Genomic DNA, 14568 nt, shown 5'->3' on the forward strand with positions numbered 1-14568 from the left:
CGTCGAGACCGCCCGGGTCAGTAGTAGTACGGGAATCGGTCCCAGTCCGGATCGCGCTTCTCCAGGAACGAGTCGCGGCCCTCCACGGCCTCGTCGGTCATGTACGCCAGGCGGGTGGCCTCGCCGGCGAACACCTGCTGGCCCATCAGGCCGTCGTCGGTCAGGTTGAACGCGAACTTGAGCATGCGCTGCGCGGTGGGCGACTTGCCGTTGATCTTCCGCGCCCACTCGATCGCGGTGGTCTCCAGGTCGGCGTGGTCGGCGACGCGGTTCACCGCACCCATGCGGTGCATGGTCTCGGCGTCGTAGGCCTCGCCGAGGAAGAAGATCTCCCGGGCGAACTTCTGGCCGACCTGCTTGGCCAGGTAGGCGCTGCCGTAGCCGGCGTCGAAGCTGCCCACGTCGGCGTCGGTCTGCTTGAACCGGGCGTGTTCGCGGGAGGCGAGCGTCAGGTCGCAGACCACGTGCAGCGAGTGGCCGCCGCCGGCCGCCCAGCCGTTGACCACCGCGATGACCACCTTCGGCATGGTGCGGATCAGGCGCTGCACCTCCAGGATGTGCAGGCGGCCGCCCTCGGCCTTCACCCGGGCCTCGTCGACGCCGTCGACCGTCGCGCCCTCGACGTCGCTGTCGTGGCTGGTGGCGTACTGGTAGCCCGAACGTCCGCGGATGCGTTGGTCGCCGCCGCTGCAGAACGCCCAGCCGCCGTCCTTCGGGCTGGGGCCGTTGCCGGTCAGCAGCACGGTGCCGACGTCGGGGGAGCGTCGTGCGTGATCGAGAGCGCGGTACAGCTCGTCGACGGTGTGCGGCCGGAAGGCGTTGCGGACCTCCGGGCGGTCGAACGCGATCCGGACGATGCCGTTCTCACGGCCCTCGCCGGTGTGTCGGTGGTAGGTGAGGTCGGTCAGGTCCTCGAATCCGGGGACGGTCTTCCACTGGGCGGGATCGAACGGCGAAGTCATGCCTCCGACAGTAGGGCATGCCCCGCCTCTCCGATCGTGTGATCGACGGCCCCGAGCGAGCGCTAGGTATGAGTCGGGTTACGGTGGATCGATGACAGGTGCCAGTGCTGACGAGAACCGCGACGACGCCGACACGGGGGAGTCGCCGCACGCGGGCGGGTTCCGCGCGAAGATCGACTACACCACCGAACGCGGCGGACCCCGATACGGCGAACTGGTCGAGCAGGTCCGGCTGTTCATGGACAAGATGCGGTACGCGTGCCCCACCCCGGAGATCGCGGACGAGATCATCGCCGACCTCGAGAAGTTCAACGCACGGCTGGACACCATGCTGGTGGACGAGTGGACCAGCCCGTCGGGCACCCGGATCGACCTGCCCTCGGCGGGCAACATCACCCTCCCGCCGCACGAGCTGATCTCCGCCGACGCCGACGGTGTCACGGCGACCGCCGTCTACCGGCCCTACCACCTCGGCGGCAACGCCGCGGCGCACGGCGGCCAGGTGGCGCTCTCGTTCGACTCGCTCGGCGGGTTGGCCTCGGCCCTGCACGTCGGCGGCGTGTGCCGGACCGCGTATCTGACCGTGAACTACCGCTCCCTGACGCCGTTGAACACCTCGCTGGTGATCAAGACCTGGGTGGACCGCCGGGAGGGCCGCAAACTCTTCGTCAAGGGCACGTTGCACGACGGCGACCGGCTCTGCGCCGACATCGACTCGCTGTTCATCGCGCTCAAACCGGGCCAGGCCTGACCCTCGCGCCGAGGGCTGTCGTCGGCGGATCCCGCCACTCGCCGAGTCCGCCATCCGCCGGTCGAGTTCATGATTCGCCGCTGAGTCCACCACCTGCCGCGTAGTCCATGATCCGCCGACCGCGCCCGCCATCCGCAGGCTGAGCCGGGGAGGAACGCAGTGACGAGCCGTGTCGAAGCCCGGGGCGCGTGTTCCGGCGGGCGCGCGGACGTCGAGAGCGGGGAGGCTTCGACACCGAGCACTCACTGCGTTCGCACTCGGGCTCAGCCGTCGGGTGGGCGGTGTCCGGTCTTGAAAAGGGGAGGCTTCGACGGGGCTCAGCCGTCGGATGGTGGGCCAGTCGTCGGATGGTGGGTTCGGTCGTCGGGTGGTCGGACTCGGTCGTCGGCGGGCGGTGGATTCAGCGGCCGGTCAGTCCTCGACCGGGAGGGACCGGATCGGGACGGCGGGGACGCCCACGGCCACCACGTGGTCGGGCAGATCCCGGACGACGACGCTGCCCGCTCCCACCACGGTGTTCCGGCCGATCGTGACCCCGGCCCCCACCGTCACCCCGGAGCCGAGCCAGCAGTTCTCGCCGATCACGATGGGCGCGGTCCGCTCGTAGCCGTCCCGCCGGAGTCCGTGCTCCTCGATCGGGTGCAGCGCGGTGGCCAGCACCGCGGACGGGCCGATCCGGACGTCGTCGCCGAGGGTGATCGGGCCGTCGTCCATCAGGAACGCGTTCGCGTTGACGTAGACGCCGTTCCCGATCCGGGTGTTGAACCCGTACGACACCCGCAGCCGCGGCACCACCTCGACGCGTTCGCCGCACTCGGCGAAGAGTTCCCGCAGGATCGCCTGGCGGGCGGCGTGGTCGGCGGCGGGCACGGCGTTGAACCCGTCGACGGCGGCGGCGCACTCGTCGCGCAGCCGCCGCAGTTCGGGCGTGTCGAGATACCACTCACCGCTGATCAGGGCGCGGACGTCGGGATGCATGCTCCCCAGGGTAGGCATCCCGATCGCCGAGCCCCTTCGACACGCAGACTCGTTGCGCTCGCCTGCGGCTCAGGGAGCGCGGGGCGGAGCCGGGTGTCGTGGCTCGTGTGCGGCGCAGGGGTCGGGGTGGAGCCGGGTGCTCAGGTGAGTTCGTGGACCTCGAGGACGAATCCGGCCTCGCGGAGCCGCTCGATCAGCACGTCGCCCATGGCGACGGCCGGGGTCAGGGCGCCCGCGCGATCGGGAAGACGATCCCGGTCCAGCGCGAGGGCGAGGGCCGACTCGCCCAGCATCACCGCGGTGGCCTTGTATCCGGGATCGCCGTCGGCGCGCATTCTGCGATCGGTAGCGGCGTCCGGTGCTGGTCCGGGTGAACGTCCGGGTGGTGAAATGCCCGGCCTCCCGGGCCCGTTCACCGGGCCCGCTGCCCGGTTTGGGCAGCACCCTGTCGAGCAGTTTCCGGGTCGGGTCGAAGCTCATCGCGGCCAGTCCGAGACCGGTGCCCACCGACACCGCGCCGGCCACCAGCGTCGACACCACGGGCAGCCGGCCGACGTTCATCGTCTCCTGGTAACGGAAGTCCGGGCCGTAGGCGTCGTCGAGCAGGGCGTTGGAGCGGCGCACCACCCGGGTGTTGTACGACGACATGAAGAACGGCGCCAGGGTGCCGCGCAACGACGGGTCCACCTTCTTGGCGTCGACCGGGGTGATGTCGCTCGGCTCGGCGCCGGGCGAGGCGTGCTCCACCTCGCCCGCACCGCCGGAGAGCGCCCGCGGGTTCAGCAGCAGACGGCGCTGCTCGGGGTCCTTGGCCTGCTCGGCGATCACCCGCACCGAATCGATGGTGCCGCCGGAGACGGAACCGCGGACCGACTCGAGGATCAGGGTGGTCGCGCCGAGGGTGCCCGCGGAGTCCTCGGAGACCTTCTTGTACAGCATGTACGCGCCGAGATCGGAGGGGATCGAGTCGAACCCGCACGAGTTCACGATGCGCGCGCCGGTGCCCCGGGCGATCGCGTCGGCCTTGTCGATGGTGAACCGGGTGAACGGGACCTCGCCGGTCAGATCGATGTAGTCGGTGCCCGCGCTCGCGGCCGCGATCACCAGGTTCTCGCCGTAGCGGAGGTACGGGCCCACGGTGGTGCAGATCACCCGGGTGCGGGCGCACATCGCGTCGAGCGAGGCGGGGGAGTCGGAGTCGGCGATCACCAGCGGCCAGCTCGCGGCGCGCGCGGGCAGTCGGCGCCGGACCGCGGCGAGCTTGGTCTCCGAACGCCCGGCCAACGCGATCTTCGTGCCGTCCGGGGCCTGTTCGGCGAGGTAGCGGGCGGTGAGTTCGCCGACGAAGCCGGTGGCGCCGTAGACGATGACATCGAATTCGCGACTCATTCTGATGACCCTAGGGCATGGGGCTACCGCTCGGTACCTCTTGGTCGAGCTCTCCTGCGGCAGTGGGCGGGAGGCGGATGTTTTGTGACTAGACCTCGGTCCGAGGCCTAGTCTGCATGCATGCGGTCCAGACTCGTCGTCCTTCTCACCACGCTGGCGCTGGTCGTCGCGCTGATCTCCGGGGGGACGGCGGCCGAGGCGGGTGCGGCCACCGGCGACGGCCGAGTGATCTCCAGCACCCCGGTGCCGGCGGCGATGCTGCCCGGCGGGGCGGCCCGGGCGGTCAAGGTCCGCTACGTCACGCGCAATCAGGCCGGCCGGCAGGTGGAGGCCGAGGGGGTCGTCTACTACCCGCACGCGACTCCGCCGCGGGGCGGCTGGAAGGTGGTCTCGTGGGCGCACGGCACCAACGGCATCGCCCCGGCGTGCGCGCCGAGCCGGTACACCGCCGCCGAGCAGGCCCGGTGGCAGCCGGACATCGGCGCCGCCCTGCGACGCGGTTACGTGGTGACCGCCTCGGACTACATCGGCATGTCCGGGACCCCCGGCACGGAGTACCTGGCCGGCCGGTCCGTCGCCTACAACGTGATCGACATGGTGCGCGCCGCCCGGGACCAGGACCGGTCCATCGGTGCGCGCTGGGCCTCCCTGGGCCATTCGCAGGGCGGGCACGCCGCGCTCTGGGCCAGCTATCTGGCCGACGACTACGCACCCGAACTGCAGAACGTCGGCACGGTCGCACTGGCGCCGGCGAACCAGCTCGAGACCGTGATGCCGCTGATCGGTCAGCCGGCCGTGCCGAACATCGGGCCGCTCAACCGCACGGTGACCTTCGCGCTGTACCTGATGGACGGTCTCGACAACGCCCGCCCGGACCTGCGGGTGCTCGACCGGCTGACCCCGAAGGGCCGCTACTGGCTGCGCCGGGCCCGCGTGCTGTGCGTGTCCGAGATGTCCGCGGGCCTGCAGAACGTGGCGCCGGGCACCCTGTTCCGGCGCGGCCTGGGCGATCCGCCGATCGGCGACGCGCTGCGCGACTACGCTGCGATCCCGTCCGTCGGCTGGGAACGCGCCCGGCCGATCCGGATCAACCAGGGCGTCGCCGACCTGGTGGTGCTGCCGCCGACCACCGCGCTGCTCACCGCGCAGCTGCGCAAGGGCGGCGCGAAGGTGGAGACCTTCCCCTACCCGGGTGACCACAACGAGGTGATGTTCACGTCCCTGGCCGACACCATGCGGACCGTCGACGGCTACTTCCGGTAGGCCGACGGGGCGGAGGTCCCCGTCGTCGCACCCGATGTCTCGCGGTATCGAGGGGTCACTAGTCTTTGACTCATGAATCCGTCGACTGTTCAGGCCCGTGTGATCGTCGACGAACTGATCCGCGGCGGGGTCCGCGAGGCGGTGCTCTGCCCCGGATCGCGGAACGCGCCGCTGGCGTTCGCCCTGCACGCCGCCGACGTCGAGGGACGCCTGCGTCTGCACGTCCGGATCGACGAGCGGTCGGCCGGTTACCTGGCTCTGGGGCTGGCGTCGGCGTCGCGCACGCCGGTCCCGATCGTGATGACGTCGGGGACGGCGGTGGCCAACATGAGTCCGGCGGTGTTCGAGGCCAACTACGCGCGGGTGCCGCTGGTGGTGATCAGCGCGAACCGGCCGTACGAGCTCCTCGGTTCGGGCGCCAACCAGACCATCGAGCAGTTCGGCATCTTCGGCACCCAGGTGCGCGCCGCCATCAGCCTCGGGCTGGCCGAGGAGGACCTCGACACCAACTCGCAGTGGCGCAGCGCCGTCGGCCGCGTCCTGGCCGCCGCGCGCGGTGCGCGGACGGGCAACGCCGGCCCGGTCCAGTTCGACATCCCGCTGCGCGAACCGCTGGTTCCCGACGGCGACGAGCTGCCCGGCGCACCGCTCGAGGAGGTGCTGGGCGGGCGGTTCGCCGGCCGCCCGGACGGGCTCCCGTGGACGCAGGCGCCGGTCGGGCGGCTCGACGTCCCCATCGAGATCGACCTGTCCGCGCCCACCGTCGTCGTCTCCGGGCACGGGGCGGGCACCCATCCGGAGCTGGCGGACGTCCCCACCGTGGCCGAGCCGACCGCGCCCGCCCCGGCCACGCCGCTGCACCCGCTGGCGTTGAAGACCCTCGCGCCGAGGCAGGCGATCATCTGCGGGCGCCCCACCCTGCACCGTTCGGTCTCCACGCTGCTGGCCGATCCGCAGGTGCGCGTCTACGCGCTCACCACCGGCCCGCGCTGGCCGGACGTGTCGGGCAACGTGTACGCGACCGGGACCCGGGCGGTCACCGCCGGGACGCCGCCGGAGCCGTGGCTCGCCGACTGCGCGGCGGCCGATCACGCGGTCCGGGCCGCGGTGGCCGCGGAACTCGCCGCCTGCCCGGAGACCACCGGCCTGCACGTCGCGCGCGCGGTGGCCGCCGCGGTGCGGCCGGGCGATCAACTGGTGGTCGGACCGTCCAACCCGATCCGCGACGTGGCCCTGACCGGCAGCGTCGCCGAGGGCGTCCGGGTGCTCTCCAACCGCGGGGTCGCCGGGATCGACGGCATCAACTCGACGGCGATCGGCGCCGCGCTGAGCGGCGGCGACACCGGGCAGACCGTCGCGCTCCTCGGCGACCTCACCTTCGTCCACGACGCCACCGGTCTGATCATCGGGCCGGACGAGCCGCGGCCGCGGGCGCTGCGGATCGTCGTCGCGAACGACGACGGCGGCGGCATCTTCGGTCTGCTGGAACAGGGCGCCCCGCGGTTCGGCGGGGACGCCTACTCGGGTGCCTACGAGCGGATCTTCGGCACGCCCCACCACACCGACCTGGCGTCGCTCTGCGCGGGTTTCGGGCTCCCGTTCGCGCGCGTGACGATCGACGACCTCCCGGCCGCACTCGCCGCCCCGGCCCCGGTCGGCGGGATCGAGGTCGTCGAGGTGGCCACCCACCGCGAGTCGTTGCGGCGGATCCACGAGCGGATCGCCGCCCGCATCGCCGCGTGGGACGCCGGGCGCGAGTGAGCACGGCGTCCGGGTCGTCGCGTCCGGGCGCCGCCGGGGGCCGTCTATCCTCGTCCCCATGGACCCGGTGATTCAGCGGCGTGTGCGGCGCGTGCAGATCGGTCTCGTGGCGCTGGCCGTGATCATGACGCTCATCGGCACCGTCATCATCCTGGGCGCCTACCGCAACGACGCGAAGATCGACGCGAACCGAGCCACCGCGGTGGCCGAGGTGATCTCCGCCGACCGGCTGCACGCCGCCGTCACTTTCGTCACGCCCGACGGCGTCCTCCGCAATCCGACGCTCGGCCTGCTCTACCCGACGCGGCTCGAGACGGGGCAGCGGATCCTCGTCGACTACGACGCCGCCGACCCGGACAACTTCGCCCGCCCGGCCGGACGCGATGCGCGCCTGGCGATCATGCCCGGACTCTCGGTGATCGGGCTAGGCTGGATCGTCGTGATCCTCCTGATGCTGACGACGGTGCAGGTCAGCCGTCGCATGATGCGCCGCAGGCAGGCCGCGGCGCGGGTTCTCGTAGACTCGGACGCATGACACCGAACGCCGACCACGGATCCCGCGCCAGCCTGGAGAAGGATCCTTCCGAAGTCGCGGAGATGTTCGACGGCGTGGCCAAGCGCTACGACCTCACCAACACGGTGCTGTCCTTCGCGCAGGACCGCCGCTGGCGCAAGGCCACCCGCCGCGCGCTGGCGCTCCGTCCGAGCGACGTGGTGCTCGATCTCGCCGCGGGCACCGCCGTCTCCACCCTGGAACTGGCCTCGTCCGGAGCCTCCGTGATCGCCGCGGACTTCTCGCTCGGCATGCTGCGCGCCGGCGTCTCCCGGCTGGTCCCGAAGGTCGCCGCCGATGCGCTGAACCTGCCCTTCGCCGACGACAGCTTCGACGCGGCCACCATCAGCTTCGGGCTGCGGAACCTGAACGACGTCGACCGCGGCCTCGCCGAGCTGCGCCGCGTGCTGAAACCGGGCGGTCGCCTGGCGATCTGCGAGTTCTCCACGCCGACGGTCGCCCCGTTCCGCACCGTGTACATGGAGTACCTGATGAAGGCGCTCCCGGCCGTCGCGACCCGGGTGGCCAGCAACCCGGTCGCGTACGTGTACCTGGCCGAGTCGATCCGTGCGTGGCCCGACCAGGCCGGGCTCGCCGAGCAGATCGGCCGGGCCGGTTTCGAGCACGTGGCCTGGCAGAACCTCTCCGGCGGCATCGCGGCGATCCACACCGGTTTCGCGAGCTGACGGCCCGGGCGCCGCACCGACGGTCGGGGCGGCGCGTCACGACCGCGGCGGCAGCGGCGGGGCCAGCCGGTCGCCGTCGAGCAGCGCCGAGGCGAACTTGGTGCGCCGCCACTGCAGGACCAGTTCGTAGCCGAGGATCCCGTCGATGTCGGCCAGCGCGCCGGTGAGGAACCGGTAGACGTCGGCGCGCCGGGGGACGACGAGGGTGGCGACCAGATTCGCCGACCCGGTGATCGCCGCCGCGAACGGGATCGCCGGATGCCGGGCCAGCGCCTCGCCGACCGCGTGGAGCCGGGCGGGGGCGACGGTCATCCAGAAGGTGGCGGTGGTCCCCGCACCGCTGAGCGCGGGCGCGATGTCGACGTCGAGGTAGGCCGCCCCCGAGCGCAGGAGGGCCTCGACCCGCCGGGTGGCCCGGCCGACGGTCATGCCGGTGGTGCGCGCCAGCGATGCGAACGGGATGCGGCCGTCGCGGGCGAGCTCGGTCACCAGCCGCCGGTCCTCGGCGGTGAGTGCGGGCGCCGAGCTCCCGTCGGGTCCGGGCAGATCGTCGCGGGAGCGCAGCAGGTGGATCTGCGTCTCCGAGAGCCTGTCGTCCCAGCCCTTCCAGTAGTGCCCGCGGGAGCCGCCGACGAAGGTGTGCAGGACGGCGTGGGCGGACACCTCCAGGACCGGTGCGGCCTTGGGCAGCAGCCGGCCCAGGAGTTCGTCGGCGTGGGCGTCGTCGATGGCGCGCAGACCGAATCCGACCTCCGAACCGGCGTCCTGGATCACCACCCACGACACGTCCTGGCGGGCTCCGAGCGCCTTCGCGATCGCGTCGGCGCCGTCCGGTCGGCAGTGCAGCCGGATCTGCCACGGCGTGGAGCGGAGGGCGACCGGCTCGTAGACCATGGTCACGCGCAGCAGTCCTTCGCGCCGCAGCCTCCGGTATCGCCGGGCCACGGTCTGCTCGGCGACGTCGAGCACGGCCCCGATGTCGCTGAACGAGGCGCGCGGCCGCACCTGGAGCGCCTGAGCGATCCTCCTGTCGAGTCCGTCGATGTCGAGCGGATCATGTGCAGAAGTCGATTCCACAGATGAAATCGTACGTTCGTCCGCGGTGGTGATGCTCGAATCCTCTGCTCGGAGGAGCCTTGGGTGCGGATTCATGCACGGAGCATCGCTTCAGTAAGGAGGCCGTCATGGCGAAGAAATGGTGGACGCTGACAGCGGTCAGCACCGGGACGTTCATGCTGCTGCTCGACGTGACCATCGTGTCGGTGGCGCTCCCGGACATCCAGCGCGACCTGGGGGCGTCGTTCGGCGAACTCCAATGGGTGGCCGACGTCTATGCGCTAGCCCTCGCCTCGCTCCTGCTGACGTCCGGAGCCCTGGCCGACCGGTTCGGTCGGCGCCGGGTGTTCCTGACCGGACTGGTGGTGTTCACCGCGGCCTCGCTCCTGTGCGGCCTCGCGCACGATCCGGCGCTGCTGATCGTCAGCCGGGGGATCCAGGGCATCGGCGGCGCCATGCTGTTCGCCACCTCGCTCGCCCTGCTGGCCGGGACGTTCCACGGGCGGGAGCGCGGCGTGGCGTTCGGCGTGTGGGGCGCGGTCACCGGTATCGCGACGGCCCTGGGACCGATCCTGGGCGGCCTGATCACCACCGGGATCGGCTGGCGCGGCATCTTCGTCGTGAACGTGCCGGTCGGGGTGTTCGCCGTCGTCCTGACCGTGCTCACCGTCGGCGAGACGCGGGCCTCGCACGCCCGCCGCATCGACTGGCTCGGCATGACCGCCTTCACCCTCGGCCTGGCGGCCCTGGTGTACGGGCTCACCGAAGCCGGGGAGGAGTCGTGGGGAGCAGGAATCGTCCTCGGCGCCTTCGCGGCGGCCGCCGTGCTGCTGACCGCCTTCGTCCTGATCGAGCGGAGCGCCGACGAACCGATGTTCGATCTGTCGCTGCTGCGGGTGCCCACCTTCCTCGGCGGGAGCGTGGCCGCGTTCGCGATGAACGGATCGCTGTTCGCCATGCTCATCTACTTGGTGATCTACCTGCAGAACTCGCTCGGCTACTCGGCGATGGAGACCGGGGTGCGGCTGCTGGTGATGTCCGGCACGACGATGGTGGTCGCGACGGCAGCCGGCCGGCTCTCCAGTCGGGTCCCGGTGCGCTGGCTGATCGGCCCGGGCCTGCTCCTGGTCGGCGTCGGCCTGACCGTGATGACCGGGCTCTCGGCGGACTCGTCGTGGACGCATCTCGTCCCGGGGCTGCTGATCGCGGGCATCGGCAGCGGCCTGGTGAATCCGCCGCTCGCCTCGACCGCCGTCGGCGTGGTGCCGATCCAGCGGTCCGGGATGGCCTCCGGGGCCAACAACACCTTCCGGCAGGTCGGCATCGCGGTGGGCATCGCCGTCTACGGTTCGCTCTTCTCCTCGCACCTGCGGTCGTCGATGGCCGACTCGCTCGCCGGGTCGCCGCTGGCCGGACGAGCGGAGGAGCTCGCCGGAGCGATCCGGAGCGGCGCGACGGGCGAGGCGACGGCGGGGCTGCCGGTCGGGGACCGGAGCCTGCTCGAACACGCGGCGCACACCGCGATGGCGGATGCGATGAACACCCTGCTGGTGACGAGCGGTGCGGTGGCGCTGGTCGGCGGCGTGCTCGCCGCGGTCCTGATCCGCAGCCGGGACTTCCTGGACTCCGCGCCGGCCTCCGGAACCGACGGCGCACCGCGCGTGCCGGTCGACGCCGTCAGCTGAACGGCGGACGCTCCTCGAAGCGCTGGAACCCCCGGCCGGCCGAGCGCCACGCCCGCGCGATCAGGTCGGCGTCGTCGTCGGTCAGCAGATTTCCCATCACCCGCACGACGACGTGCATCAGCGCCGCGGACCGGATCCCCGGGCGCCCCAGGAGCGGCACCGTGTTCGGCATGGTGAGCAGGCCCGCGGCGCGGCGGGCGGCCGCGAACGCGGTGCCGTACTCGCGCTGCAGGATCGCCGGCCAGGCGCGGGTGTGGTCGCGGCTGGAGTCGAGCAGTTCCACGGCCATCGCACCGGTCTCCAGCGCGTAGTCGATGCCCTCGCCGTTGAGCGGGTTCACGCAGGCGGCGGCATCGCCGATGAGCATCCAGTTGGGGCCGGCCACCCCGGAGACCGCTCCGCCCATCGGGAGCAGCGCCGAGGCGACGCGCTGCGGCGGCGAGGTCAGCGCCCACTCGTCGGTCACCATGCGTGCGTAGTGCTCCAGCACCGGCCGCAGCTGCAGCGCGGCCGGGCGTTCGGCGGTCGCCAGCGCACCCACGCCGACGTTCACCGTGCCGTCGCCCAGCGGGAACACCCACCCGTAGCCGGGGAGCAGCGCACCGTCCGGGTCGCGCAGCTCCAGGTGCGAGCCCATCCACTCCGAGTCCGAGCGCCCGGAGTCCACGTACGACCGCCCGGCCACCCCGTACGCGGTGTCCCGGTGCCACTGCCTGCCCAGCTTCTTGCCCAGCGTCGACTTCACGCCGTCGGCCACGATCACCTCGTCGGCGCGGATGCGTACCGGTCCCGCGGGCCCCCGCACGACGACGCCGGTGATCCGTCCGCCGTCGAGGTCGGCGTCCACGGCCTTGACGCCGGACACCATCTCGGCGCCCCGGCTCAGCGCGAAGCGGCGCAGGTCGTCGTCGAACTCGGAGCGGGCCACGGCGCTGCCGAACGGGCCGAACGGGGAGGCGGGCCACGGCACCTGTCGGCGGTGCCCCCACCCGTGCAGGTCGAGTCCGCGGATCCGCGGGCGGTCGTCCAGATACGACGGCATCCCGAGCCGGCGCAGCGCGCTGACGGCCCGCGGGGTGAGGCCGTCGCCGCAGGTCTTGTCCCGGGGGAACACCGCGGCGTCGAGCAGGACGGTGTGGCGCCCGGAAGCGGCGGCGTGCGCGGCCGCGGCCGCACCGGCCGGGCCCGCGCCGACCACCAGGACGTCGGCGGATGTGGGGAGAACGGCGTCGTCTGTCGGACTTGTCACCCATCGATTATGTCGCCGTGGAGTTCCGGCTAGGCTTCTGGTGTCGCCGTAGGGCCGAAATCTCCAGGTGCGTGCACGTCTCGCCTGCGATCTTCCGTCCGGGCGGCGCCGCCGGACACGCACCGGCCGCACGGTGCGGCCGCAGCAGAGGGGACGCCACACGTGAAGACGACATTCGCCGGACTCGAACTCGGTAGCGAGGAGTTCGCCGCCGAAGTCGCCGACGCCCTGGACCGAGTGGAGGATCTGCTGATCGCGGAGCTCTCGTCCGGTGACGAGGTCCTGTTGGAGGCGGCGACCCACCTGGCCAAGGCGGGGGGCAAGCGGTTCCGCCCGATGTTCGCCATCCTGGCGTCGAACTTCGGCCCGGAGCCGGTGAGCGACGACGTCATCACCGCCGCGACCGTGGTGGAGATGACCCACCTGGCCACGCTCTACCACGACGACGTGATGGACGAGGCCCCGCTGCGCCGCGGAGCCCAGAGCGCCAACGCACGGTGGAGCAACTCGATCGCCATCCTGGCCGGCGACTTCCTGTTCGCCCGCGCCTCGCGACTGGTGTCCACGCTGGGCCCGGAATCGGTGCGCATCATCGCCGAGACCTTCGCCGAACTGGTGACCGGCCAGATGCGCGAGACCGTCGGCGCCCGCGGCGGCGACGCCGTGGACCACTATCTGCGCGTGGTGTGGGAGAAGACCGGCTCGCTGATCGCCGCGGCCGGCCGCTTCGGCGCGATGACGTCCGGCGCGGACCCCGAACGCATCGAGATCCTCGCCAAGATCGGCGACATCGTCGGCGTGGCCTTCCAGGTCTCCGACGACGTGATCGACATCGCCTCGGTCACCGACGACTCCGGGAAGACCCCCGGCACCGACCTCCGGGAGGGCGTCCACACCCTCCCGGTGCTCTACGCGCTGGGCGGCGAGGGACCCGATGCCGTCCGACTGCGCGAACTGCTGCTCGACCCGGAGACCGGGGCGGCCCGGCCTCTCACGGACGACGACGAGGTGACCGAGGCCCTGAACCTGCTGGTGGCCTCGGACGGGATGACGGCGGCGCGCCGCCGTCTGGAGGAGATGGCCGACGAGGCCCGCGCCGAACTGGCCAAGCTGCCGGAGGGCCCGGCCCGCGATGCGTTCGAGTCGCTGGTCTCCTACACCGTCGACAGAGTGGGCTGAGTCACACTTCTCGGCGACCTCGGAACGCTTCGGCGGGTCCGGGGCGTTGATCGTACGGGGATCTCCCCGCCGAGGTCCTCGCGGATCCCCTCGCGGTGCTCCCCGCACCCCGCCGTGCCGGGATCGAGCGAGACGAGAGAGGTGACATGCACTCGTTCAACGGAGTGAAGACCGCCGCCCTGATGGGGCTGATGTCGGCGGTGATCGTCGGCATCGGGGCGGTGTTCCAGAACACCGCGATCCTGGTCGGCTCGGTGCTCCTCGCGATCGGCACCAACGCGTACGCCTACTTCAACAGCGCCCGGCTCGCGCTCAAGTCGATGCGCGCGGTACCGGTCACCGAGGTGCAGGCGCCCAAGCTGTACGCGATGGTCCGCGAGCTGGCGACCAAGGCCAACCAGCCGATGCCCGCGCTGTATCTGAGCCCCACGGAGTCCCCGAACGCGTTCGCCACCGGCCGCAACCCGAAGAACGCGGCGGTGTGCTGCACCACGGGCATCGTCGACCTGCTCGACGACCGTGAGCTGCGCGCGGTGATCGGACACGAGCTCAGTCACGTCTACAACCGGGACATCCTGATCAGCTCGGTGGCCGGGGCGATGGCCGCGGTGATCAGCGGTCTGGCCAATTTCGCGATGTTCGCGGGCATGTTCGGCGGGAACCGGGACGGGGGAGTGAACCCGCTGGGGATGATGTTGATCTCGATCCTCGGGCCGATCTCGGCCACGGTGATCCAGATGTCGGTGTCCCGGGCCCGCGAGTATCAGGCCGACGAGTCCGGCGCCGAACTGACCGGCGACCCGCTCGGCCTGGCGAACGCCCTGAACAAGATCTCCGGCGGGATCGAACTGGCTCCGCTGCCGCCGACCCCGGAGCTCACCAGTCAGCAGCACATGATGATCGAGAGCCCGTTCCGGGCGGGCGAGAAACTGAGTCGACTGTTCTCGACCCATCCGCCGACCGCCGACCGCATCTCCCGCCTGTACGAGATGGCGCACCGCGGCGGCCAGACCTATCGCTGAGCCCCTTCCTCCGGGCCCTCAGACGCCGGAGAAC

At 71.7% G+C, this 14568-nt stretch carries 12 protein-coding genes and 1 pseudogene; 8 read left to right on the forward strand and 5 right to left on the reverse strand.

What is annotated here, in order from left to right:
- Positions 1–17: 17 nt before the first annotated feature.
- Positions 18–962, reverse strand: a complete 945-nt coding sequence (locus QM809_RS07245; protein WP_415045132.1) for a 1,4-dihydroxy-2-naphthoyl-CoA synthase — start codon at positions 960–962, stop codon at positions 18–20.
- A 91-nt stretch (positions 963–1053) separates the two neighbouring features.
- Between QM809_RS07245 and QM809_RS07250 the strand changes: the two genes are divergently transcribed.
- A complete protein-coding gene (locus QM809_RS07250; protein ID WP_415045133.1) occupies positions 1054–1713 on the forward strand; it encodes a PaaI family thioesterase in 660 nt (219 codons plus the stop codon).
- Between the two features lie 411 nt (positions 1714–2124).
- On the opposite strand, the gene QM809_RS07255 is transcribed toward QM809_RS07250, so the two are convergent.
- Both QM809_RS07255 and QM809_RS07260 read right to left on the reverse strand, forming a co-directional pair.
- On the reverse strand, positions 2125–2691 hold the full coding sequence (locus QM809_RS07255; RefSeq protein WP_415045134.1) for a sugar O-acetyltransferase: 567 nt from the start codon (positions 2689–2691) through the stop codon (positions 2125–2127).
- A gap of 140 nt (positions 2692–2831) precedes the next feature.
- Positions 2832–4080 (reverse strand): annotated as a pseudogene (locus QM809_RS07260) (saccharopine dehydrogenase family protein).
- A gap of 120 nt (positions 4081–4200) precedes the next feature.
- Here QM809_RS07260 and QM809_RS07265 point away from each other — a divergent pair.
- The 4 genes from QM809_RS07265 to QM809_RS07280 all read left to right on the forward strand — a co-directional run bounded on the left by QM809_RS07265 (position 4201) and on the right by QM809_RS07280 (position 8343).
- A complete protein-coding gene (locus QM809_RS07265; protein ID WP_415045135.1) occupies positions 4201–5343 on the forward strand; it encodes a lipase family protein in 1143 nt (380 codons plus the stop codon).
- A gap of 72 nt (positions 5344–5415) precedes the next feature.
- Positions 5416–7104: a 2-succinyl-5-enolpyruvyl-6-hydroxy-3-cyclohexene-1-carboxylic-acid synthase gene (gene menD, locus QM809_RS07270; protein ID WP_415045136.1), complete on the forward strand. Its 1689-nt coding sequence runs from the start codon at positions 5416–5418 to the stop codon at positions 7102–7104.
- A gap of 58 nt (positions 7105–7162) precedes the next feature.
- Entirely contained in the window at positions 7163–7639 is a 477-nt protein-coding gene (locus tag QM809_RS07275; protein ID WP_415045137.1) for a hypothetical protein, read from the forward strand.
- Complete coding sequence (locus QM809_RS07280) at positions 7636–8343, forward strand: demethylmenaquinone methyltransferase (RefSeq protein ID WP_415045138.1); 708 nt, start codon at positions 7636–7638, stop codon at positions 8341–8343. The genes QM809_RS07275 and QM809_RS07280 overlap by 4 nt, the downstream gene beginning before the upstream one ends.
- 36 nt (positions 8344–8379) lie before the next feature.
- Here QM809_RS07280 and QM809_RS07285 read toward each other — a convergent pair whose 3' ends face one another.
- Entirely contained in the window at positions 8380–9420 is a 1041-nt protein-coding gene (locus tag QM809_RS07285; protein WP_415045139.1) for an AsnC family transcriptional regulator, read from the reverse strand.
- A 107-nt stretch (positions 9421–9527) separates the two neighbouring features.
- Between QM809_RS07285 and QM809_RS07290 the strand changes: the two genes are divergently transcribed.
- Positions 9528–11084, forward strand: coding sequence for an MFS transporter (locus QM809_RS07290; RefSeq protein WP_415045140.1), 1557 nt, complete (start codon positions 9528–9530; stop codon positions 11082–11084).
- Here QM809_RS07290 and QM809_RS07295 read toward each other — a convergent pair.
- A complete protein-coding gene (locus QM809_RS07295) occupies positions 11077–12333 on the reverse strand; it encodes a geranylgeranyl reductase family protein (protein WP_415045141.1) in 1257 nt (418 codons plus the stop codon). The genes QM809_RS07290 and QM809_RS07295 overlap by 8 nt on opposite strands.
- 162 nt (positions 12334–12495) lie before the next feature.
- Here QM809_RS07295 and QM809_RS07300 point away from each other — a divergent pair, with 162 nt between their 5' ends.
- Together QM809_RS07300 and htpX are read left to right on the forward strand one after the other, a co-directional pair.
- Positions 12496–13512, forward strand: a complete 1017-nt coding sequence (locus QM809_RS07300) for a polyprenyl synthetase family protein (protein WP_415045142.1) — start codon at positions 12496–12498, stop codon at positions 13510–13512.
- Positions 13513–13658: 146 nt separating this feature from the next.
- The gene (htpX, locus tag QM809_RS07305) at positions 13659–14534 is read left to right on the forward strand and encodes a zinc metalloprotease HtpX (RefSeq protein ID WP_415045143.1); all 876 of its coding nucleotides are present in this window, start codon (positions 13659–13661) and stop codon (positions 14532–14534) included.
- The last annotated feature ends 34 nt before the right edge of the window (positions 14535–14568 follow it).

Source organism: Gordonia sp. (in: high G+C Gram-positive bacteria) (assembly GCF_047600385.1).
In the GTDB taxonomy this organism is placed as follows: domain Bacteria; phylum Actinomycetota; class Actinomycetes; order Mycobacteriales; family Mycobacteriaceae; genus Gordonia.

Coding starts and splice junctions, on each gene's coding strand:
- QM809_RS07245 (WP_415045132.1), bottom strand. CDS start 962: ATGACTTCGCCGTTCGATCCCGCCCAGTGGAAGACCGTCCCCGGATTC.
- QM809_RS07250 (WP_415045133.1), top strand. CDS start 1,054: ATGACAGGTGCCAGTGCTGACGAGAACCGCGACGACGCCGACACGGGG.
- QM809_RS07255 (WP_415045134.1), bottom strand. CDS start 2,691: ATGCATCCCGACGTCCGCGCCCTGATCAGCGGTGAGTGGTATCTCGAC.
- QM809_RS07265 (WP_415045135.1), top strand. CDS start 4,201: ATGCGGTCCAGACTCGTCGTCCTTCTCACCACGCTGGCGCTGGTCGTC.
- menD (WP_415045136.1), top strand. CDS start 5,416: ATGAATCCGTCGACTGTTCAGGCCCGTGTGATCGTCGACGAACTGATC.
- QM809_RS07275 (WP_415045137.1), top strand. CDS start 7,163: ATGGACCCGGTGATTCAGCGGCGTGTGCGGCGCGTGCAGATCGGTCTC.
- QM809_RS07280 (WP_415045138.1), top strand. CDS start 7,636: ATGACACCGAACGCCGACCACGGATCCCGCGCCAGCCTGGAGAAGGAT.
- QM809_RS07290 (WP_415045140.1), top strand. CDS start 9,528: ATGGCGAAGAAATGGTGGACGCTGACAGCGGTCAGCACCGGGACGTTC.
- htpX (WP_415045143.1), top strand. CDS start 13,659: ATGCACTCGTTCAACGGAGTGAAGACCGCCGCCCTGATGGGGCTGATG.